The sequence below is a fragment of the Labrenzia sp. THAF35 genome (genome assembly GCF_009363595.1).
GTDB classification, from domain to species: domain Bacteria; phylum Pseudomonadota; class Alphaproteobacteria; order Rhizobiales; family Stappiaceae; genus Roseibium; species Roseibium algicola.
Genome location: NZ_CP045380.1, coordinates 3837713 through 3861094 on the forward strand (window position 1 = coordinate 3837713; position 23382 = coordinate 3861094).

General features: G+C 51.2%; 12 protein-coding genes. 8 read left to right on the forward strand and 4 right to left on the reverse strand.

The window, feature by feature from the left end; translation table 11 throughout:
• Window positions 1-5: 5 nt before the first annotated feature.
• From FIU93_RS17585 to FIU93_RS17595, 3 genes are all read left to right on the forward strand, one after another.
• A complete protein-coding gene (locus tag FIU93_RS17585; RefSeq protein WP_152506326.1) occupies window positions 6-10160 on the forward strand; it encodes a calcium-binding protein in 10155 nt (3384 codons plus the stop codon).
• Between the two features lie 153 nt (window positions 10161-10313).
• On the forward strand, window positions 10314-12062 hold the full coding sequence (locus tag FIU93_RS17590; RefSeq protein WP_152506327.1) for a type I secretion system permease/ATPase: 1749 nt from the start codon (window positions 10314-10316) through the stop codon (window positions 12060-12062).
• A 2-nt stretch (window positions 12063-12064) separates the two neighbouring features.
• Complete coding sequence (locus tag FIU93_RS17595) at window positions 12065-13393, forward strand: HlyD family type I secretion periplasmic adaptor subunit (RefSeq protein ID WP_152506328.1); 1329 nt, start codon at window positions 12065-12067, stop codon at window positions 13391-13393.
• Window positions 13394-13457: 64 nt separating this feature from the next.
• Here the strand turns inward: FIU93_RS17595 and FIU93_RS17600 are convergent, their stop codons facing one another.
• On the reverse strand, window positions 13458-13712 hold the full coding sequence (locus FIU93_RS17600; RefSeq protein WP_152506329.1) for a hypothetical protein: 255 nt from the start codon (window positions 13710-13712) through the stop codon (window positions 13458-13460).
• Between FIU93_RS17600 and FIU93_RS17605 the strand changes: the two genes are divergently transcribed.
• The 4 genes from FIU93_RS17605 to FIU93_RS17620 all read left to right on the forward strand — a co-directional run bounded on the left by FIU93_RS17605 (window position 13699) and on the right by FIU93_RS17620 (window position 17821).
• On the forward strand, window positions 13699-14145 hold the full coding sequence (locus tag FIU93_RS17605; protein WP_152506330.1) for a hypothetical protein: 447 nt from the start codon (window positions 13699-13701) through the stop codon (window positions 14143-14145). The genes FIU93_RS17600 and FIU93_RS17605 overlap by 14 nt on opposite strands.
• Before the next feature lie 91 nt (window positions 14146-14236).
• Window positions 14237-14914 (forward strand): VWA domain-containing protein, encoded by a 678-nt coding sequence (locus FIU93_RS17610; RefSeq protein WP_152506331.1) that lies wholly within the window; start codon window positions 14237-14239, stop codon window positions 14912-14914.
• Window positions 14915-14918: 4 nt separating this feature from the next.
• Window positions 14919-15665: a PP2C family serine/threonine-protein phosphatase gene (locus FIU93_RS31885; RefSeq protein ID WP_152506332.1), complete on the forward strand. Its 747-nt coding sequence runs from the start codon at window positions 14919-14921 to the stop codon at window positions 15663-15665.
• A gap of 2 nt (window positions 15666-15667) precedes the next feature.
• The gene (locus tag FIU93_RS17620) at window positions 15668-17821 is read left to right on the forward strand and encodes a topoisomerase DNA-binding C4 zinc finger domain-containing protein (protein ID WP_173017351.1); all 2154 of its coding nucleotides are present in this window, start codon (window positions 15668-15670) and stop codon (window positions 17819-17821) included.
• Between the two features lie 46 nt (window positions 17822-17867).
• Here the strand turns inward: FIU93_RS17620 and FIU93_RS17625 are convergent, their stop codons facing one another.
• The 3 genes from FIU93_RS17625 to FIU93_RS17635 all read right to left on the reverse strand — a co-directional run bounded on the left by FIU93_RS17625 (window position 17868) and on the right by FIU93_RS17635 (window position 21869).
• A complete protein-coding gene (locus FIU93_RS17625; protein WP_209010154.1) occupies window positions 17868-18674 on the reverse strand; it encodes a DUF1883 domain-containing protein in 807 nt (268 codons plus the stop codon).
• A 287-nt stretch (window positions 18675-18961) separates the two neighbouring features.
• Window positions 18962-20335 carry a HEPN domain-containing protein gene (locus tag FIU93_RS17630; RefSeq protein WP_152506334.1) on the reverse strand — a complete coding sequence of 458 codons (1374 nt, stop codon included), beginning with the start codon at window positions 20333-20335 and terminating at the stop codon, window positions 18962-18964.
• Window positions 20336-20669: 334 nt separating this feature from the next.
• Complete coding sequence (locus tag FIU93_RS17635) at window positions 20670-21869, reverse strand: hypothetical protein (protein WP_152506335.1); 1200 nt, start codon at window positions 21867-21869, stop codon at window positions 20670-20672.
• A gap of 536 nt (window positions 21870-22405) precedes the next feature.
• Between FIU93_RS17635 and FIU93_RS17640 the strand changes: the two genes are divergently transcribed.
• The gene (locus FIU93_RS17640) at window positions 22406-22891 is read left to right on the forward strand and encodes a hypothetical protein (protein ID WP_152506336.1); all 486 of its coding nucleotides are present in this window, start codon (window positions 22406-22408) and stop codon (window positions 22889-22891) included.
• The last annotated feature ends 491 nt before the right edge of the window (window positions 22892-23382 follow it).

Below are 23382 nucleotides of genomic sequence, written 5' to 3' on the forward strand. Positions count from 1 at the left end.
GGTCCATGTTTACACTTAAGTCTTCGAAAAAAAGCGCACTTACTCAAGAGATATTTCCAAATTACGAATTGATATACTCAGAATATGGAAAAACCTCTGGTAATTTTCTTTCCAAAGAAGATTTTATCCGATTTGACAATGCAATAGATAGTCGAATGCTGAGTTCGTTTCAAATATTCTATACTCCCGCTTATCAGAGCAGAGAGGAAGAGTTATTCCGGAAAAACAAATTCCTTTTTGCCAACATAGAACATCTTTTGCGACATACTTTCTCAGATGACTTTACAGACCAAAATATTGGCCGAACTACGCAAAACTCGAATGATACTACTGAACGTAATATCACAAAGGATTCCGAAAGAGACTACAGCGATACACCCGTATTCCGAGATAGTGGTTCTCTTGTAACTGCTGAAGCAGCTGCACCTTCATCTCACGACGAAGTTCACTTGAAGAATTCAATTGCTCCTATAAAAGTGTCAGACTTCAGTGCGGAAGCACAGAGCCATGTTGGCGGAAATAAACTCCAGGACAATGCGGTTGACGGAAGTGTTATAAACGCTGCTAATCCTGAACCGGTGTTGGTCAAATACAGTACCAGCAAATCAGGGAAGATTTACCAAAAAAATGATGGAGCTTCGCTTGAAATCTTGGAATTTGACGCGGTTAGCGAAAGGAGTAACTTTTCAAAAAACGTTACTGAGCAAGAACTAAATATTGCAGAACAGAGGTTGTTTATTGCAGGCGAAGAAAACTCATTCTCAACGATTTCAGCCTCAGTTACCTCGCCGGTTAACTTCACTTTTCAAGACAAAGCAATTACTTCCTTGTTGGCCGAGCAGGTTTATAGAAGAAATATACTTGACATTGAGATTACTGATGGTGACTTCCACACTCTATTTGACAAAGAACTACGTTCTTACTCTGGTTTTCAAGATATACTGAACCCAGAGGACGTTGCACTCGAAAATCGAAGGTATGAATTTGATAACGGATACGTCTATGCAGTCGATGCAGCTGACGGCTCTGGGTATGATAATGGGTTTGTTGCACGTGTCGTCGAAATTGGCGGGATTCATTATATTGTTTTCCGAGGTTCCGATGCTTCCTATGGAAGCATTCTCGGACCGGTTTTGGCTGGCGCGTGGCATGCGCAAGGCAGCGAAGTTGAGGCTGAACCTGGTGATTTCCAGGACCCATCGCGTGCGATCAATTACGCAGACTGGTATTGGAATGGCGCCCAAGGTGTGGGAACCATCGATAGAAATGCTCAGATTTTTAACGCGCTCGAGGTTGCCGAAGCCGTACGGGAAGCCGTTGGCAACGACGACAATATTGTCGTTACAGGGCAAAGTTTAGGTGGCGGTCTTGCTGGGGTTGTTGGCGCTGTTACTGGCCTCAAGACAATTACTTATGCTGCGGCATTTTTTGGGAAGCAAATTAACGAAATTGCACGCTTGAATGCAGCGGAAATGTTTTTAACGACTTTCGATGAAAGTGTTTTTACTGATGATTTCAATAATCTTGATTTATATGAGAAAAAAGTTGTACTTTATTACTTCTTTGAGAACCTGATCTCAGCGGGAAATTTTGTTGACGATTTTTCGTCTATCTCACTTTGGGGTGGGGTTCTGAATGCAAGGGTTGACCCGACACTAGTGTTCTCTAGTGATAGCCAGTCTTCAGTAGATTTTTTTAAGCAGTATTATTCCGACAATTATCAAATTTTTGTTCAACAGTACCAACAGAATGTTGATAATAGTCAAATTTCAATACGTAATGAGGGGGAAATATTAAGCCATGAAGCAATTGCAGATAAATTAGGATTTGGAGATATATTTAATCTTGGAGCGGAATATATAATAAGCACAGGAGAAGATATTTCTTACTCCTTCGGCCCAGATGGAGGGGTTAATCTTTCAGTAGCTGCTTTTGACGTTTTAAGCGTAACTACAGGTCTTCATTCTTCCGTTCTGCACGCAATTGCAACAGTAACTGCAGAAAGTGAAGACAGAAATATATCCTATCTTTATCAGACAGATGAAGCATTTTGGGACAGTATGCTGGTTCACACTGGTATTGCGGGGGCACAGGATCACGAGAGAGCCGATATTAATGTATCAAGTAAATTGGAGCCTTCGGGGGCGAATGTAGGTATACTTCTGCGTGCATTAATTCAAACGATAGATGTTGATGCAAATGGTACAATTAATAAAAATAATGATTTTTACGATTATTTTTACGAAATTTTCGGCGAAAGGATGCGCGCTGGTATTGCGGCAGATGGCTTGAAAGAGGCAACCGGAAATGCACTTGGTTCGGATGTCTTGTCTTTGCATGCTGGCTTGGTCAAGCTTGGATTGCAGACTATACGCGATGGCCTACAGAACCAAACTACAGTGGATGCCTTTAAAGCTAGGTTCGCTGAGCTGAATGAGATCACCGATGAAGAAAAGACCTACTATTTCGCTGGCGATAACGAGAATGCTGTAATTTTTAATAAGTCGGCAATAGACGTCAATAGAGATAGTAATTCTGAAGATCCAGTATTTGTAGAGAAGTTAGACAGCGGTGTTACGCAAGCGTTTGGTGTCACAGATATCGAGTCTGAAATCGTTAAAGTATTGATTTCAGGCGATATAGATAACGTTCACGATATAGTTTTTGGAAATACGCTTTCTGATTGGTTTGAGGGCACTCAACACATCTCAAATTTTGCAGACGATTTAAATTTGATACGAGATTTATTTGTTGCCGGTACAATTACGCTCAATCTCGACTGGGAAATCGTTGTGGCCCAGGCTGGAGAAGACAGCCGTGGATTGATTTTTGACGCAAGCATTGATCACGAACTCGCTCCAACTTGGTCAAGTAAGTCACATATAATTTTTGGAGGAGAAGGGTACAACCATTTAATTGGTGGTATTCTTGACGATATTATTATTGGACGTGACGATGGAAATAATCTTGTAGGTGGAGCAGGAAAGGATTTTCTCATCGGTGGCGCTGGAGTAGATGAATTTGATGGTGAAGAAGGTGACGACCTCATCGTTGGTGGCGCCCAGAATGACGTTATCTTCGGAAGTACCGGCAATGATATAATTTTTGGTGGCGATCTTGCCAGCAAGCTGCATGCCGGAGTGGACCGGTTGGATTTTACACAGATTGGTCGCGCACTAACTGTATCGTTTATTCAGGAAAATGAAAGTAGTTTGCACGGTATCGCTGTAACAGGCGAAGAGATAGGTAGCACGGCTTACTCTATCGACGAACTCTTTCTAGGACATCTAGACGATATTGTTACCGTTGAAGATCTTGAGATTGCTGCTCAAGACTTTGAGTTGATCATAGACGGTGGCGATCAGGAAAATACTGATACGATCAATTTTTCGGCTCTTTCAGAAGGTGTTACCTTGACCTCAAACGGTGTGGGTAGCGTGAAACTTGATGACAAGAACCTGACCTTCACAAACTTTGAGACGTTTAATCTTACCTCGAAAAATGATGTCTTCAACATCATCAGCGCCAGCGATGACACAAGCCGAGGGTCTGTCCTCCAAATCAACACAGGTGCCGGTCAAGATATCGTAAATGTTACGAATAGTGTTGATGTTACGGCGCTGCAGTCCCTTGGTGAAGAGGCTGAAGAGGTTTTGGTTGAAACCGGTTCCGGAAATGACGTTGTTACCGTGGTTGGTGCCGCTACCGTTAATCTGGGCGATGGACATGACCTGGTGCTCGGAGCCGGAAAAGGGACTGTTATCAATCTTGGTCCTGGCGGAAGTAGTGACCGTGATGCGGTTGACCTAGCCAATACACGTGGTGCGCTCATCCAACAGGCTGACGGATTTGATACCGTATTTGCTTACGGCTTTCTTTCGACATCGGGTAGTTATTTGCGCCATGTCGATTCAGAAAGTGCGTTTTTGTACGCAAAAGGTGGGGCGGTAAAAGTAGGTCTAACCAGCGATGGTGGAATAGCTGTAGGCGATATCACTTCAAGCTACGGTGACGACGACAGTTTCCTTTACATCGCCAATTACAATAACAACCCCCTCGCAGCGACCGCGGATTTGACAGCCGGCATTCGCACAGGAGAATTTGAATTCCACTCTTGGCGACTTGCCGATTTTCCCGAAAGCGGGATCGGTGCCGCAGGGCAAATGAGTATGTGGGATTACCTGCATGCTCTCATCAAAGATATTTTTTCCGACGCCGCCGTAGGGGGCGTTGACCCTCTCGTCTTCGATCTCGACGGCGACGGGCTCGAACTCTCTGCTATGGTCACAGGTGTCAGCCCTATGTTTGACATGGACGGGGATGGATTTGCGGAACATAGCGGATGGGTTTCACCTGACGACGGTTTCCTTGCTCTCGATGCAAACGGCAATGGCAACATCGACGATATCAACGAACTGTTTGGCGGAGCCGGCCAATCAGGATTTGAAGCGCTTTCTGCTTACGATCTGAATGAAGACGGTGTCATTGACAACCAGGACGCGGTTTATTCCGACCTTCGAATCTGGCGGGACCTTGATGGTGATGCGGTCACAGACGAAGGCGAGCTATTTACGCTTGCCGAACTCGACATCGCGTCAATCAACTTGACGGCGACCGACGATGGTAGTCAGAACGCTTCGAATGTTGTCGCACGCACCGGAAGCTTTACACGCGGAGATGGCTCAACCGGGACAGTTGGAGACGTGGAATTCCGTGTCAACAACTACGACACCACCTTTACAGGCGATACCTCCATCGACACGGGCGTCGCTGCGACCATGCCGCAGCTCAAAGGGCACGGCACGCTCGCTGATCTCCAAGTGTCGATCACGCTGGATGGAGCTGGTGGATCACTGGCGCAGACAATCAACAACGTTTTGCCAACACTTAACGTGGTCGATACCGATCTGCTGACAGAACGCGCGTTCGCCATATTGACGGCCTGGATGCAAGCCCCACCCGCAGGACAAACCTTTGGCCCCAATCCTGATACGCCAGTACTGATCAATCGATCGGATAGTGGCGTCGAAGCAATTGATTTCGCGATCCACGTCACGGAAGAAATTACTCATCAGGACGGTTCCACAGAAACCGTGACCTATTGGAAGAGAGCAGGTGGCACGACAATCACCGATGAAAACGGCGATATCATCGACTATCCGTCCTTCGAGCAGGTCATGGCTCATCAACCTGGCGGAGAGGAGGTCTCCTGGGAAATCGTCTCCAGTGACGAACTCGACTTCATGGAGCGGTATTTCGGCGAAGACATCCCGATCGACCGCGCGGAGGCTTTAACGGGATCCGCCATTGCAGGTCTCGGTAACTTGCTGGGGCGCACCGAACTTCTCGTTGAACAGCTTGCGCTTCGCCTGGCGATGCAAGGGGGGCTGAAAGATTACTTTGTCGGAGTGGAATATTCTGTCGAAACAGACAGGTTCTCACCCACCACAGACCACGAACTTATCCCTTTTTTCAAAAAGATCTTTGAAGCTTCACCTAGTGACGCCGCTGGCACCGATGCCTGGCTCGATGCCTGGAAGCCGCTGATCGACACACTTCTTTCCGACTATGACAGGCCTGGAGGCAACCGGATCACCGAACCGTTCCTGTTCACAAATGTTGTGGCAGCCTACGAGACAATCGGGCTTCCGGTCAGTCTTGCTGTAGCAGCTGAAAGTCTCGGCATTTCACAAGACGTAGTCGATTACGGTTCTGGGGAGCGTACTGGCACCAACGACAATCAGATCTTCTATATGTCCTCAGGAGATGATGTTGTCGAAAGCAAATCTGGAAGCGACGTATTTGTCTTCGGTGAGAATTTTGGTCATGACGTTATAAATGACTATGAAGAAGGCAGTGACAGTTTCGATACGATCCGCTTTGCCCATTTGACGCCAGACGATATAATCGCAACGCGTGAAGACAAGGATTTGATCCTCACGGTTATCGAAACTGGTGACACCGTTCGCGTGACCGGACAATTCCACAATCTGAATTACTCCCTCTTTGGGGGGATGGTCGGCCCATATCAAGGCATTGAGGAAATCGTCTTTGCAAATGGCGAAGTGTGGGGGCAGGGAGAAATAGCCCAAGCCGTTTCTCATCCTCTCGAGAGCGACGATAGCCTGATTGGCACAGATCACATGGATGTTCTGGACGGAGGTGCCGGCGACGACTTCCTGCAAGGGGGCAACGGCTTTGACATCTATAGGTTTGATGTAGGCTATGGAAACGACACCATTCGCGATAGCCAAATGAATGTGCTGTCACCGGGAGAGGATCTCGTGCAGTTCGGCGCAGGGTTCTCCCGGGACGACATTTCGTTTTACAGAAACGGCAATAGTAGCGACCTGATCATCAATACCTCGAGTGGCGACACTCTCACCATCAAAGGCCAGTTTAACGGCGGTCTCGCTCTGGGAGAGGAAATTTGGATCGAACGGATCGAGTATTTCCAGTTTACAGGGGGAGATCAGGGTTTCGACCATGCCGACATCATGCGGGAGCTTGTTAGCCAGGGAAAAACCGATGGTGATGATGTCATTTACGGCTTTACCTTCGATGACGTGTTGGACGGCGGAGCTGGTAACGACTTCCTGAGTGGCGGCGACAAGAACGACACCTACATCTTCGATTTCGGCTACGGCTCTGACATTTTCGATGAGGGTATTCTCGACCTCAATTTCGACAGCGTTGATAAGGTTCAGCTTGGGGCGTCTGTAACCCAAAACGATCTGACTCTCGAACGTGACGGCAACAGTGCCGATCTCGTTGTAAAGCTGTCTGATGGTAGTCAGTTCACTATTCAGGGCCAGTTCTACGGTCTTAATACCTCCGGGAGCCACATTCGCGCGATCGAGACAATCGAATTCGCCGATGGCTCCTACTGGAACCAGGAATACATCTATAATCATTTCCTGGAACACACAGACGGTGACGATACCATCTATGGGTTCTGGCGCGATGACGTCATGGACGGTGGTGCTGGCAACGACTATCTGAACGGTGGAGATGGCAACGACACCTATCTGTTCGGTCTTGGCTATGGACAAGACGTCATCTACGACGGTTTCGTGTCGGTCTTTACAAATGATAACGACCGATTGCTGTTTGGTGAGGGGATTGGCAAAGACGACGTCGTCTGGTCCCGAAATGGATCGTCTCACGACCTGATCGCAACCCTGGTGGACGGTAGCCAAGTTACAATCAAAGATCAGTTCGGCTACAACAACTTTGGTCACCGTCAATTCGATATAGAACAATTCGAATTCGCGGATGGCCAGACAATGACCATTTGGGACATCCAACCTCTGTTACTGCAAGGGACAGAGAGTGATGATGTTCTCTATGGTTTCGCCTCAGAAGATGTGTTCGATGGCGGTGCTGGCAACGATACCTACTATGGCGGTGAATACAGCGATACGTATCATTTCGGCGTTGGCTACGGCCACGACCGAATTATTGACCAACAAGTCTCTATTTTCATCGACAACACCGACAAGATTGTCTTTGGCGACGGTATTACAGTCGCAAATGTGACTGTCAGTTGGGCTGACAACAATTTCAGAGACCTGAAACTCTCCCTGAGCGTCGACGATAGCATCACCATCGAAGATTATCGCTCCGGGTCGTTGCTATTCAACGTTGTCGAGGAATTCCACTTCCAAGACGGGACTGTCTGGCAAACCTCAGACCTCTTTGCCAAGTACCTTCAAGACGGGGTCACGGGCGGCGATGATGTCGTGTCCGGATTCTCGGTTGCAGATGTCATCGATGCAGGGGCAGGCAATGACACTATTTACGGCCAGAACGGTGATGATGTCCTCATCGGCGGTCTCGGGGATGACACGCTGTACGGCGGGAAGGGCGATGACACCTATCGCTATGCTCTTGGAGATGGTCATGACCGTATCATTGAGGCTTGGGGGAATGGGTTAGCTGACACGCTTGAATTTGGGGCAGGCATCACAACAAGCAATATTACGGTGTCCCGTACCCCAGGTGATCTCGAAGATATTCTGCTAACATTCGGTGACGGCGGTACGATCCTGCTGGAACAACAATTCTCATTGCTGCCAAGCAACGGTATCGAGTTGTTCAAATTCTCCGATGGTACCGTTTGGACCGCGGACGACTTGGCCGTTCAACTCGCTGACAACGCCTGGACTGAGGGGGATGACACTATTTATGGGTTCAGCGGGCAAAACGACTTCCTGTATGCGGGCGCCGGCAATGACATAGTTTACGGGTATAGTGGCTCCGACACCATCATCGGGGGGCTTGGAGATGATACTCTTGAAGGTGGTAGTTACTCGGACACTTACCTTTATGACTTAGGCGATGGAAACGATACCATCGTCGAAAACTACAGCAATGGATCGGCGGATAAACTGATCCTCGGAAGCGGTATTCTGGAAAGTGACGTCATAGTCACCCGTGGCACGAGCGACTTGAACGAAGCGACACTTACGTTCAGCGATGGTGGCTCCATTCTGCTCAAGTACCAATTCCAGAGTATTACAGACAGCGGTGTCGAACTGATTGAGTTTGCTGATGGAACCCAATGGAACCGTTCCGCTCTTCAGGCGAAGTATTTCGAGAGTTTCGACTACAGCCTTGAAAACACCATCTATGGATTTGGGGATGCCGCCGGTGACACAATTGATGCCGGTGCCGGGAACGATACCGTCTACGGATACAGTGGCACAGATACCATCCGAGGTGGGGCGGGGGACGACTACCTCGATGGTGGAAAATACTCAGACACGTACCTGTATGACCTAGGGGATGGAAACGATACCATCGTCGAAAACTACAGCAATGGATCCGCGGATAAGCTAATCCTCGGAAGCGGCATTCTGGAAAGTGATGTCATTGTCACCCGTGGCACAAGCGACTTGAACGAAGCGACACTTACGTTCAGCGACGGTAGCTCCATTCTGCTCAAGTACCAATTCCAGAGTATTACAGACAGCGGTGTCGAATTAATTGAATTTGCTGACGGAACCCAATGGAACCGTTCCGCTCTTCAGTCGAAGTATTTCGAGAGTTTCGACTACAGCCTAGAAAACACCATCTATGGATTTGGGGATGCCGCCGGTGACACAATTGATGCCGGTGCCGGGAACGATACCGTCTACGGATACAGTGGCACAGACACCATTCGTGGTGGAGCGGGCGATGATTACCTCGACGGTGGTAGCTACTCCGACTCCTACATTTACAAGCGAGGTGATGGCCACGACACGATCTCAGAAGGGATCAGCAACGGTTCTAACGATACGTTGGTTCTCGAGGACATTAATCCCAATGAAGTTCGCATTTCATTGAATGGCAATCACGTGACAATCGTCATCTCTGAAAGTGCTCCAGGAACTGGTGATGGCGGGTCAGTTCTGCTGGAAAACTCCTTGAACGACTTTTATTCTAGAGGTGTGGAAGAAGTCGTCTTCGCCGACGGTACGATTTGGAACCGCGCCGATCTATTGACAGTTCTCAATACTGGAACTCCTGGTGACGACACCCTGAATGGCAGCAATGGAAATGATGTCATAAACGCGGGTGCCGGAAACGACACAGTGTCGGGCGGCGCAGGCAACGACGCCCTCCACGGAGGCGACGGAAACGACGTTCTCAACGGGGGCGACGGTGACGATGCCCATTATGGCGGCGCCGGCGATGACATTATCATTGGCAATGGTGGTGCAGATACATTTGACGGGGGGGACGGTACCGACACCCTCGAATTTACCTACGCCTCTAGCAACATAAACTTCGACTTGGCAGCTGGTCTGGTCACTTTCACGAATGGCGATCAGGAAAGTATCGTCAATTTCGAGAATCTCATTGCCGGTAGCGGTAATAATATTATCGCTGGCACAGTTGGAGACAACATCTTCACCGGCGGAGCGGGGTCGGACACCTTTGTCTTCCGTGCGGCCGAAACTGGCCATGATACAGTGACCGACTTTGCTGCAGGCGCTGGCTCGGCAGATGTTCTGGAGTTCGAAACAGGCATTTTCGCGGACATCGCGGCGGTCATAGCTTCTGCCTCTGACGATGGCACGGACACGACAATTGCGATTGACGACGATACGTCAATCACTCTGCAGAACGTGCTCGTTAGTCAGTTGCATCAGGATGACTTCCAGTTCGTGTAAACGAAGCTGAACCTGTCAGACGCTTTTCAAGCCTTGAGGAGCGTCTGACTTCTTCCTCAGGAATATCCCTCCACGGGCGCCTTCTCGCACGTCTGAGTGCCATGTTCCCCCTGAATTCTGCCTGAATAGGCCCCCTGAAGACCTTTGAAACCCATGCCAAACTCCAAGCAATCTTCTTCCGGTTCCCAGGCGTCGAGGGAGAACCCGGTTACCTCGGCCTTCCGCCCGGTCTATGCGGCCTTCTGGGGTGTCGCGCTCGTCAGCTTCGTCATCAACATCCTGATGCTGACCGGACCTGTCTTCATGCTTCAGGTCTATGACCGGGTCCTTGCCAGCGGATCCATTCCGACACTTGTGGCGATCGGTGCGCTGGCCATAGTGCTCTATGCTTTTTACGGCCTTCTTGAGGGTGTGCGCAGCAGGCTCTTGGCCCGGTTGGGGCAGCGGGTCGATGCGAGACTGTCCGGGATCGTCTACCGCATCTCGAATGTCCTTCCTGTACGCCTGGGACGCAAGGCCGCCAAACTGCGTCCGGTGCAGGATCTGGATACGGTAAGGCAATTCCTGTCCGGACCTGGGCCCGCGGCTATTTTCGATATTCCATGGCTGCCGCTGTATCTCGGGATCGTGTTTCTATTCCACCCGGTCCTTGGGTTTGTGGGGCTTGGTGGCGCATTGGTGATCGTTGTCCTGATCGCCTTGAATGAACTGATGTCCAGGACGCCGGCACAAGAGGCTGCCAGCCATGCAGGGCGTCGCTCCGCCGATGTGGAAATTGGACAGCGCAATTCCGAGGTCGTTACCGCGATGGGCATGCAGGATGCCCTGACATCAAGGTGGGAGACGCAGAACAGCGACTATCTGGAAACCCAGCGGCGGGCTGCCGATCGTACAGGTTTATTCGGCACAGCGATCAAAACCATCCGCTTCATTCTCCAGTCAGCCATTCTTGGTGTCGGCGCGTGGCTGGCAATCAAGCAGGAAATTACACCTGGCGTCATGATTGCCTCTTCCATCATGACCTCAAGAGCACTGTCGCCTATCGAGCAAGCCGTTTCCCAATGGCGCGGGTTTGTTGCTTGCCGCCAATCTCTAAGGCGTTTGCGTGAGGTTTTGTCGGTTGCTGAGACCGAGGCCGACAAGATGGATCTGCCGTTGCCGACAAAGAAGATTTCCGTTGAGCAGGTGTTTTGCGGCCCATTCGGTGAAACCGTGCCCTTTGTCCAAGGTGTATCGCTCGACCTTGAGGTCGGGGAGGGTCTTGGAGTGATCGGTCCTTCCGGATCCGGCAAATCTACTTTTGCGCGGGCGCTGGTGGGGGCTCTCGCGCCACTCAAGGGTGTCATCCGTTACGACGGGGCCGAGCTTGGCCAGTGGCCGAGTGCGAAACGCGGAGAGTTCATTGGCTATCTGCCTCAGGATCTTCAGCTCTTTGATGGCACCATCGCCGACAACATTGCCCGGTTCCGGACAAATGCATCGCCTGACCTCATCATTGAGGCGGCACAGCTGGCTGATGTGCACGATCTGATCGTCGGCCTTCCGGAAGGCTACAACACTGTTATTGGCCGCAGCGGTCGCATGCTGTCTGCTGGGCAGCGGCAACGCATCGCACTGGCTCGGGCACTTTATGGCAATCCCTTCCTTGTCGTTCTGGATGAGCCGAATTCCAACCTGGATGCAGAAGGCGACGGAGCCCTGTCGGGAGCCATCAAGGCCATGCGGGACAAGGGATCCATTGTCGTCGTGATAGCCCATCGTCCAAGCGCAATTGCAACGGTTGACAAGATCCTTTGCCTGAAAGACGGCAAGATGGCCGGGTTCGGACCGAAGGACGAAGTGCTCAAGCAAGTGGTCCAGCCTGTTCCCAACACGCGCACCAGTGTCGGTGCGAGGGGATGACGATGTCTGATCAGATCGAGGCTCCAGAACAAACCAGCTCTACCAACGCCGACGACATGCTGCGTCACACGGTGCGCAATCACATGCTGTTTGCGCTCCTATTGACCATCGTCATCATCGGCGGGATCGGTGGCTGGGCAGCCTTTACAGAAATCTCCGGAGCGGTTGTGTCCTCCGGCACAATTGTCGTTGAGAGCAACACCAAACAGGTCCAGCACCGGGAAGGCGGAATTGTTCGTGATATCCGCGTGAAAAATGGTGACGTTGTTGAGGCCGGGGATCTTTTGATCAGACTGGACGACACGGTGACCCGCGCCAATCTCGCAGTCGTCACGAAACAGTTGACTGACCTGACTGCGCAGGAACTGCGCCTCGCGGCGGAACGAGATGACTTGCGAGCCATTGAATGGCCTGAACAGCGGATCGCCAGTCTTGGTGACGTTGAAAGAGGTCAGCAGCTTCTACTGGAAGCCCGGCAAAATTCCAAGGAAGGCCGAAAGAACCAGCTTGAAGAGCAGATCCGTCAGTTCAACAAGCAGACCGAAGGCCTCGAAGCGCAGGTTGCCGCGAAGACATCAGAAATTGAACTGATCGGGGAAGAACTTGGTGATCTAGGTGGCCTTCTGGACAAGCAACTCGTTTCAAAGAGCCGCGTAACGGCGCTTCGCCGCGAAAAGGCGCGTCTGGACGGGGAATATGGAGACCTGATTGCGCAAATCGCTCGCACCAGGGAAGCGATCAGCGAGCGGCATATTCAGATCCTTCAAATCGAAGAAACCTATCGGGCCGAAGTCCTGGAAAACCTGCAGGAAGTCCGCTCCCGGATCGCGCAACTTGAAGAACAGAAGATCGCAGCGGAAGACGAGCTGACCCGTGTCGATATTCTGGCCCCGCGCAACGGTTATGTGCATCAGCTCACCGTCCACACGATCGGCGGTGTCATCGCTCCCGGTGAAACCATCATGCAGATTGTGCCGCGTGAAGACCAACTCATCGTAGAAACCCAGGTTCGTCCGGTCGATATCGATCAAATGTCCCCAGGCCAACACGCGAGGGTTCGCTTTCCCAGCTTCGATCAGCGAACAACGCCGGAATTGAATGCGGAGCTGCTGACCATCTCCGCAGATTTGAACCAGGACGAGCGAACGGGCATGAGTTTCTACGTTGCCCGGCTTGTGATCGATGAGAGCGAACTCACCAAACTTGGTGACCAGGCCCTTGTGCCGGGCATGCCTGTCGAGACGTTCCTGCAGACCGGGGACAGGACCGTGCTCAGCTACCTGGTGAAACCAATCCGCGACCAGATAGCCCATGCTTTGCGGGAGAGGTAAACAATCTAATCTGTAAGCCTTTTGGCTAAATTTTCGATCTATGTCCGATGCTGGGTTAAGCCGTTTATGCGTCGTGTTTTTGTTTCCCGAGAACTTTTCGCATGAACAACTCGTTCTCCACCATGATCTCCTGATGGACCTTGTCGTTCGGAAAGGGCTTCGCTGCGGTGAGGACGTTTTGGCGAAGAAACTCGGAGATTGGCAGCTCCGGCTCCTGGTCGCGCTGGAAGACCTTCCGAAGCAGCGGAAGGTTTTTCAGTTTGGCAATCCAGCGGATCATGCAACCATCTTGCGGGAGAATTGGCATGTCGGCAAACAAAACGTCACAATCTTACATTGAACAATCTCTGGAAGAGACACGTGCCAAGCGTGAAATCGCCACCGAGCGGCTTGTTCGACTCTTTCACGAAACCTTCGAGGATGGCGACCGGGCTGTTCGTGCTTACGGCCAACAGGTCGGTAAGCGGGGTATCGAACACGTCGTGCGTAAGGTGCAACTGGATGACGGGTTTTTCGGCAGGCATTGGCACTTTGGCTGGATACGCGGAGGTCTGTTTGCAGAAGGAAACCGCAAGAAAGCGCTCGAACACCTGCAGCAGCTCCCAGATGCCATGCGAGACCACCACAGTCTTGTGACGCAGGAGTGGGATCTGGAATACGCATTGGAGAGATCGCGCGAGCGGGAAACTGGAAAGCGGGATCGGGAAGAGGAGTTGTTCAGGCGGGAGCCGGAGAGGGAGCGGGATAGGTAAGCTCGTTCTAAATTTCGTGAATTTTCTCGACAACACGGAGTGTGTTTGCCCATAATAATACTACTTAGACGATAGATTGTTAGGGAGTATTATGGACGAGTTCGAGCAACAACCTTTTAGTGATGTAGAGTTCGCGGAAAATCCGGAGCAAAGATGTCCGGTTATTCTGCTGCTGGATACCTCGTACTCGATGTCGGGCAGGCCGATCTCCGAGTTGAACGAAGGTTTGGCAACTCTCCGCCAAGAATTGCTCAATGATCCCATGGCAGCCAAGCGCGTTGAATTGGCGATGATTACCTTCGGCCCTGTCGAGGTGAAGTCGGATTTTGCGACCGTTGATCATTTTTACCCGGAAACTTTGGAAGCTGATAACGCAACACCCATGGGCGAAGCGATTGTCACCGGGCTGGACATGCTGCGCCAGCGCAAGGACCGGTACCGCGAGTACGGCATAAAATACTACCGGCCTTGGGTTTTTCTTATCACGGACGGTGCCCCGACCGATAGCTGGGCGGAAGCGAAAAAGCGTGTTCATGCGGGGGAAGAACGTAAGGAATTTATGTTTTATGCGGTCGGGGTCGAAGATGCCGACATGGGCGTTCTCGGTGAGATCGCTACACGTGAACCGCTGAAACTCAAAGGTTTGGCGTTCAAGGAATTGTTCAAGTGGCTTTCCAGCTCGCTGAGCGCCGTTTCGCGCTCTAATCCCGGCGATGCCGTTCCTCTGGAAAATCCGACAGCGCCCGATGGCTGGGCAGTAGCAGGTTAAAAACGTGGCGTGGAAGTGGGCGTCCGCGTCCGTCATCGGTACATCACACGTTGCGAATGGCGACAGGCTTCAAGATGCCTATACCCTTGCGCGGGTTGGCGAAGATGGTCTGCTTGCAATCGTTTCGGACGGCGCCGGTAGCGCTGAATTCGGCCATTTTGGCGCCTGGCTTGTCTGCCGATTTTTGAAGGTCCGATTTCGCGAGCATTTTCAACAGCAAAGCGACTTGCCGAACGATGACCTGATCTCGGACTGGGTTGATGAACTCAGAGATCAGATTGCCGCGATAGCTCGCCAGCGCGAGAGTACGCAAAGGCAGTTTGCGGCAACCTTGGCCGCAATTCTGGTTACCCCGGAAGAAGAGTTGACATTGCACATCGGGGATAGTGCGGTTGTCGGTCGAAATGGCGATGAATGGGACGTTCTCTGCTGGCCCGAAAACGGGGAATATGCCTCCAGTACGTATTTTGTGACTGACGATCCAGAGCCGCGAATGACAATCCGGCGTCAACCTCGGACGCATGATGCCTTTGCCGTATTTTCAGACGGTGTTGGCGATCTCGCGTTGTCACACGCGGATCAAGTTGCCCACACAGGGTTTTTCAAGCCGATGATACGTCCGGTGGACGCAGCGCAGGACGAAGGGCGACTTAGAGACCTATCTGTGAAACTATCCTCATATCTCGGTGGTCCGTCGGTTTGCGAACGCACAGACGATGACAAGACGCTGCTCCTGATTTCCGGAGTCTGACCGTGCCAGAAATCGTCATCGGAAAGGACCGTGCTTCAGTCTCCGAACTTATCGGTAAAGGGGGGGAGGGCGAGGTCTATGCCGTAGAAGGCCAGGCCGGATTAGCCGTCAAGATCTATAACCCGAATTTACGCTCCAAACGCGAAGAAAAAGTCCGTGCGATGGTGGGCGAAAAGCTCGCGGTTCAAACGGATCTGGTAGCCTATCCCGGCGACATCGTGACGGACCGTCAGGGCTACTTTCTTGGCTTCGTAATGAGGCTTGTGTCCGGCTACCGACCGCTGCACGAGTTGTACAGCCCGAAATCGCGTCAGCAGCACTTTCCGAAAGCCGACTACAGGTTCCTGGTGCATACCGCTCTGAATGTCGCGCGGGCGGTCGGGAAGGTCCATCAAACGGGATGCATCATTGGAGACCTGAACCATTCGGGCGTGCTGGTCGCGCAGAATGCGACCGTCGCACTGATTGACGCGGATAGCTTTCAATTCCAACTGAACGGCAGGTCATACCCTTGTGTTGTTGGCGTCCCGGACTTCACACCACCCGAGTTGCACGGAAAGAGTTTAGCCAACGTCACGCGCACCGTCGAACACGATAATTTTGGCCTGGCAATTGCGATTTTCCATCTTCTGTTCATGGGACGTCATCCCTATGCCGGGCGGTATAGCGGCCCCGATATTTCGATGGGTGATGCGATTGCACAAAACCGATTTGCTTTCTCGCTGGCTCGTCAGGCTGCAACGCAAACGTCACCACCACCCGGCGCGCTGACGCTCGACCTATTTCCTGCGTCGATTGTTCAAAGCTTTGAGAATGCCTTTGGGGTAAACCCGGCAAAAAGGCCGAATGCCATTGAATGGATCCAGGCGCTTACCAGCTTGGAAACGTCTTTGAACCGTTGCGGCCGGGTGAAGACGCATTTCTACCCGACACAGGCGCAGGGTTGTGTTTGGTGCAGAATGGCGGCGAACAACGGTTTCGACATGTTCCCCGACTTCTCTGTCGCTATGCCCAATATTCCGTCGGATTCCCGAGGCACGGAGCAGGCCATCCGAGAAATCCAGGCCTTTCGTTTTCCTGCTGCTGCAGATCTTCTTCCCAATTTGGGTGCACCTTCAGGCGCAAGCAGTACCTTGCTTGCAGCCAAGAACAGCAAACAGGGACGAACTTTTTTCGGATTGCTCATACTGGCAGGGGCGGTCGCAGGCTTTGCATATGCGCCGGCTGCGTTCATTTTCTGGATCGGCATCGCGTGGTGGGGATGGGTCACCCTTTCCGACCGTAGCATCAATGAAGCTCCGTTTTTGCAGGCGTTTAGAAGCGCTGACGAGCGGGTACAGCGTGAATTGAAAGCCTTCTTGCAACGGAATGGCCTGACTGAGGTTGTGAAAGTGCGCGGCGACCTCGACGCAGCGATTGCGGCATATAAAGGGCACGATGTCGCCTTGAACGCTGAGCTGGTTGTCTTGAAGTCCAACCGTGAATCCCGCCAGCGACAGGCCTATCTTGATCGGTTCTCCGTGCGTCGGGCAGGTATATCGGGAATTGGTCCTGCGAAGACAGCGACTCTCGTGTCCTTCGGAATTGAGACTGCGGCGGATGTGAACAGCCACGACGTTTTGCGAGTGCCAGGTTTCGGTGCGGTTACGACCCAGAAGCTTGTTGAATGGCGGCGAGGGCTTGAGTCACGCTTTCGGTATGATCGAACACCGAATGCTCAGGACGTTGCGGATGAACGGGCTTTGCGCGGACGCTTCGCGGCCGAAAAAGCCAAACTCGAATCCACCATTCGCAATGGTCTGGGAATACTCCGGAACGCGAAGGCCCGCCTTGATGCACTTCCCGCCAAAGCACGTGGTGACCGAGTACTCCTAGAAGCTCTACAAGCTCGGGGGCAGGCGGAACAGGACTTAAAGATTTTGGGTGCGGCGGTTCCGGCGTCGACGGTGACACTGACAGTCACGCCGCCACCACAACCAAGGCCGCAGCCGACAAACACGCCGCGTTCCAGCGCAAATACTGCAACGCGTTCGGCGGGGACAGGCAACGTCCGAAACTGTCCGCGTTGCGGCTCAGTCATGCGTCGGCGATCCGGGCGGTATGGACAGTTTTGGGGGTGTTCGCGTTATCCTCAGTGTCGAGGGACACGTAACTAAAGTAGAAAATACAAACCAGATTAGTATTGCATAGCCTGCACAGGCTTTAGCTACGCAAAAGATCAAAGATCTCATCTGCGATTTCGTCAACTGTATGCATTGCTGTGCTGCGTGCAACTTTATCAGCTAACGACGGGCTGAAATCCATCACCTGCTGCTTCGTGATTTCATGCCATATAGGCAGCAATATTTGCTCTCCGGTGACCGAGCGCGTGACAATTCCATCTAATTCGTAGTTCGTCCAACCTTTGTTTATAAAAGAAGGCGAAATGACAACAAGTCCAACGCGACTACGGGCTAAACCTGCATCAATTTTCCTTCTCAGGCTGTCGCCAATCTTCAGTGCAAATTCATCGTACCAGACCGAAAGCCCTTTCTGCTGAAGGGCTTCTGCCAAAGAACGAACAATCGCATCTTTATCCTCAGAGGCGTGTGAAATGAAAACATCGTAAGCTTCCGAACTTTCTGAAACAGCCGGTGGTGTGTCACGTACAAGTTCAGGCAAGGAATCCAAAGGAGCTTCACGAATTTCAGGGAGAGGGCCAGGAAGAATACGGACAGACGCTCGCGTTGACCCGCGAAGTCCTTGCATGTCAATCGCCACATGCCAATGACCGCTGCTCGGCATTTGAAGGCGAACTGGCGATTTCCGTGCTAATCCGCCAATAAATTGGTGGCGACGTCCGTTTCGATAGTTCGAAAAATTGGAACTGTTCATGAGGCGAACATTTGCACCGCTCGTGAGACTGATTTCAACAATTTCTCCACGTTGCCTGTTCCCAAGGTCATTATGAATGAATTGCATAAAATAGCCTTCCTTTCTTGCTCGAAAATATCCTTTGAAAACCAGCATTGGCGGAAGTGGACGCTGCTCTGCATCTCAGGATAGTAGCAGCTTCGCATTGCTCCGGATTTCATTGATCGTTCGGTCGGGTCGGGCGAGCCTAACAATCAACAGAATAGTAGCGCCTAGATGAGAACAAAAAAAGAACAAAAACTTCTTTGATCAACGGCGCAAGGGCCACTTACCTAGGCTTCAGCAAATCATACGGCCTAAACCACGCTCCTTGGTTGTCCGTTCATGCAAATGATATCCCAAAGCGTGTGCCTCAAGGTCTAAAGTAGTGACCTTTCCTTCGGTTAGTCGAGTTTCTTCACGAGTGATTGGCGAGCAATTTCGAACCCCTCGCTGCTGGCTTCTCCCATTTCTGTTCGAAGACGCTTTTTCTTTTCATCTGATGGGCCATGGATGATCGCGGACCGCACGTCGTAGAAGTGTTTGACGGTCTTTCTGAGAAGGTCTTTGGAATTATCGTCGGTTCCCAGCAGATCCGCGATCGCATCTTGCAGGTCACCGCTTATGCGTTTGGGGGAGGGTTTGAACAGGCGTTCAAACACGACGGCCAGGTCCAGAACTTTGTCTTCTTCCCCGTAGCGACCATCGCGGCTGAGCGCTTCGGCCAAACGTTGGATGCATGGTGCGAGGTCAGGGTAAGCGGTGTCCCGTCGTTTTGCGAACAGGGACAGGGTCTCTTCAATCACCGCCGTGTCGGTGATGTCGTCTTTCTGGAAGGGATCGTACAGATGATTGATGGGGCGGCCTCTGTGGGTGGTTCCCGCACGGTGGGGGACGCCAAGCAAGTCACATGCAGAGCGTTGAACAGCGCCTTCCATCGAAGTGATCCAGGTGAGGGGCTTGCCGGTGCACACGGCTAACAAGTTCGCGAACTCCTGTGTCCACCGATGAAACAAAGGCGGGGGCATCCGTGGGGGTCCCATTAGCTCGGAGTTTTTGGGGCGGATCGAGGGTTGCCACCGGAAAGGATGGACAACGGCGCAGATCGTCTGCCAGCGCCGGCTGCGCATGTGATCGGGAGCAAATTCCTCAAGCCACTCCTTGTCGACGTATTCGGTGAGCAGCGCGTAGGGCATCAGGACATAACCTTCACCAAGCTCGACATTGTCGCGGATATGAAGCCCGTGAAAGAGGGCGATATCCATACCAAGATCCAGATCACTGGAAAGCGGGGAGGGACGTGTTGCGGATGCAAGTTGCAGGAACGCGTTCAAATCGGCGGCGGTTTCTTCAAAGGATCGCTTTTTCCGGGCTTTCCTAAGTTTCATCTGGCCGACGATGATCTGGGATAATCCGGTCAAGGAGCTGCCATTGAGGACGCAGATATGAATATCATCGTTGCCGATCAACCGGCCGAGCGCATGGGCTAGTACCGGGTGAGAGCGTAAGACCCCGCGCACTGTGTTGAGGGCAGCACGGAGAGGTTTGTAGTATTCGGTGTTTCCGAACTGTTCGGCGTGTCGTGCGGATTCGTAGAGGTCGAAGAGATCGTCAGCCGGAAAAGGGGTCTCGTCCTGACCGTTAAAGGTGTTCTGTGTCGGAAAGCCGTTTGTTCGCCAATAGTTTTCGAGGAAGGGTTTTTGAATCGAGGAGAGGCGTTCGAGCGCTGAGACGAGGCAAGTTTGCCATTCAATTTCGTCGAAAGGTTGTGCGCTCAAAACTTTCCTATCCTAATCTGCAAAGACCTCGTCATTCGGACAGTTGTCGGTAGAAATGTCACAGTAGTTTTTTCTCCCGCGCCGTCTGTATGTGTGTTTACATAAAACTTGGTGTTTTATAGCTGATCTCAAAACGGTTAATTTGTGCTCGGTGAGTAATTTAGCGCTTAGTATCATGACGGTATTAGCGAAAATCTAATTTGATACCGTTCATCTAGCAATCAATAGAGGCCGCAGACGCTCTTGATACGCCTTGAATTCGCTCAAGAGCCTTTCGACGTCGTTTCACGCCTGCGGTACCTCATTCTAAATTGAAACGAGCCACAAATTCTTGCTATTGTTTGACGCAGTACAGAAGCACAACGTGCTTTGGCGCAGTTTCAGCTCCGCCGACTTCATGTGTGAATTGTGGGGAGTCATACTCAACACCAATTCTGCCGTGTGCACCTGCTGGCCAAAGTGACTGGGCTTTCCCGTCGGTCGGCTCAGCTCCGATTTCAAGATGACCTCCATGACTGTGCGCTCTGAATGTATCATCCCATTGAGTCCCTACGGGTTTCCAAGTTGACGGCTCATCTGCTTTTACCCTCGGGTCGTTTGTCCCGTTTCTGTCGTAACCGCGTACGAACATGCCCTCAGCTGGTGCGTACACCGCCCAGCCAGGAGGGCAAGAAGGGTGTAGTGCAGTCTTTCCGGGCATCGTTGAAAAGCCAACCACAGCGCCATTTAAAGCCTCAAGCTTTTGCGTTAGGTCAGCTATCCGATTTGCAATTATCTCTTCTTCATACCCTTTTATGGCTGTAGTGAATTCCAAATTTCGACAGTCGTTAGCTGCATTGCAGAACGACACAACTCCCTTTACTGCTTTGTGAACCTTAATAACGTCATCTGATAATGAGCATGAAATGGCAATTTCAGAAACAAGTTCTTTGCCGACAGCATTTTTCCCGCCAGTTGTACAGTTCACAAAATCATTTGTTGGTTCGATACCTTGAAACTTGAGTGCCCCTGGTGCAGCGCCGCCTACCCGATTGATATCGAGAATTAGTTTGTTGCCCGAAAAATTCGTTGTCACACTACCGTAGATGTAAGTTATATTCTTTACAATATTTGCGCAGTCTACAACATTCTTGGCAAGAATGCCTCCAGTGGAAATGTCAACGCTATTATAATAATCGTCTCGTAAAGATTCTCGATGATCTGAGCAAATTTTCTCAAAATCAGATTTAGTATAACCGGAATTTGAGCCAGAACTTCCGCCAATTCCAAAACTGCTAGCAACCCTCTTGAATGAGGCGCTAAACCCTCTGGATCTTGAAGAGAAGTTTGATTCAAATTTGTCTTTTTCACTGCAGAAAAGATCAATTTCAATTCTTGCTTGCTCGCGCTTCGTGGTGGACGATGAAGTGTCAATCAGTCCTGAGAGTGCGAGGTTATTGCAAACCGCAAAAGCATCTTGACCGTTTGCTGGGTTGTTTAGAGCAAGAAACGAAATAATCGCTGGAATTCCCATGTTTTTTATAAAGCTCTTCATGTTTACCTCCTCAATGAAGATGCCTTAAGGATAATTACTTAAAGGTGTTTCTTCTCACGCTAGGTTTCCCATTTCTGTAGGTGGGTAGAGAAAAAAATATATCTTCTTTTACTGCGAAAATCTGTTGGGGAGTGCTGAGGCGTTTGAAGCACCAAAAAGTTGTTCAAGTTTAGCGAGTAATTTCCTCAAAGGCAATTCCGTAAGTAATGGCTGAAAGCATAGAGTTGCAGAGCAATTTACTTCGGTGCATTGATTGAAGCGTGTTGTGTCGGCGTAGGCTGGGTATCCGAGCTATTGCGTGTCTATAGGTTGGTTCATTTGCCTGATTTTTAAGTTACAGGCCCGTTGTCAGCGTCAAGGCGGCCGTTCGGCCCCGCTGCGCGGCAAGGCCTTGACCCTGCCTGCCGGAGCCTGTGTCTGGCTTGGGAAGGGCAAATGGATTGGTGACGGCGCGCGCGCCGTGCGCCTTCTTATGAGAAGGTCCGGGCATACCGTCAGGCGTGCGGGGTGATGAAATTTGAGCTAACGTCAAGTCTATGGAAAATTCCCGAGAAAAGGTCGCCATCGTCATAACTAGCCTGCAGCAGGCTGGTATTGATTGTCATCTGTTTGGTGGCTGGGCAGAGGAAGTGCTTGGTTTGCGTGCTCCATCTGCGCACGGTGATATCGATCTGCTTTATTGCGGAACGGACTTCAAAGAATTCGACACCGCATTGCGTGAACTACCTCAATTTGAAGAGGTGCCGCAGAAGCGCTTTCGCCATAAAAGGGCGTTCCAGTTCAGTGGAACGCTCTGCGAGTTCACGCTTGTGCAGGGAGCCGATAAGCAACCTCTCACCTTGTTTTGGGGTGACGTTCCATTCGTGTGGGAAAGTCCGCTGTTGCATGCTTCCTCCATAGAAGTTGGAGGGCAACCGGTGTCAGTGGTCTCGGCTGCGAATCTCAAGCGATACCGCGAACACCATAAAGAAACAGAACCTCATCGGTGGAGTGAGCCCCAAGCTCTTGAGCCTCACGAGTAGCCACCTCAGAAAACTCAAGCCTTTGGGTGCCGCTTAATGCGGCAACTTTCTGATTTTTGTGTTAAAACTCTTACACAGTATCTTACACATACACACAAAAAATAGAAAAAAAGATAAATAAAACAATTCATTAGAAGACGGTAACTAGGACTTAAAATCCCTCGGCCCTAGGCTGTACGGGTTCGAGTCCCGTCGCCCGCACTACCGGCCTTTGGCCCACTTGAGCGGCGGCCTGGTTCGAGGGTCCCTTTTGCACCTGTCCTTCTTCCCTGTGCTCTTGCCTTTTCAGCCGGTTGAGCGCAGATTTTGTGTCCGACCCTGCTAATCCATCCCTTCGCCTGCAATCTGCAGATTTTTCCGGATTGTCACGGATCCGTTGAACGACTGTCACAATTTGCGCCCGAAAGAGCGCTAGATCATCGGTCGATCAACCGGAAACGCGTTTGCTTCCGGCCCCAGTTCACTCCCGCTCTCGCGGTGTCATATCTCAT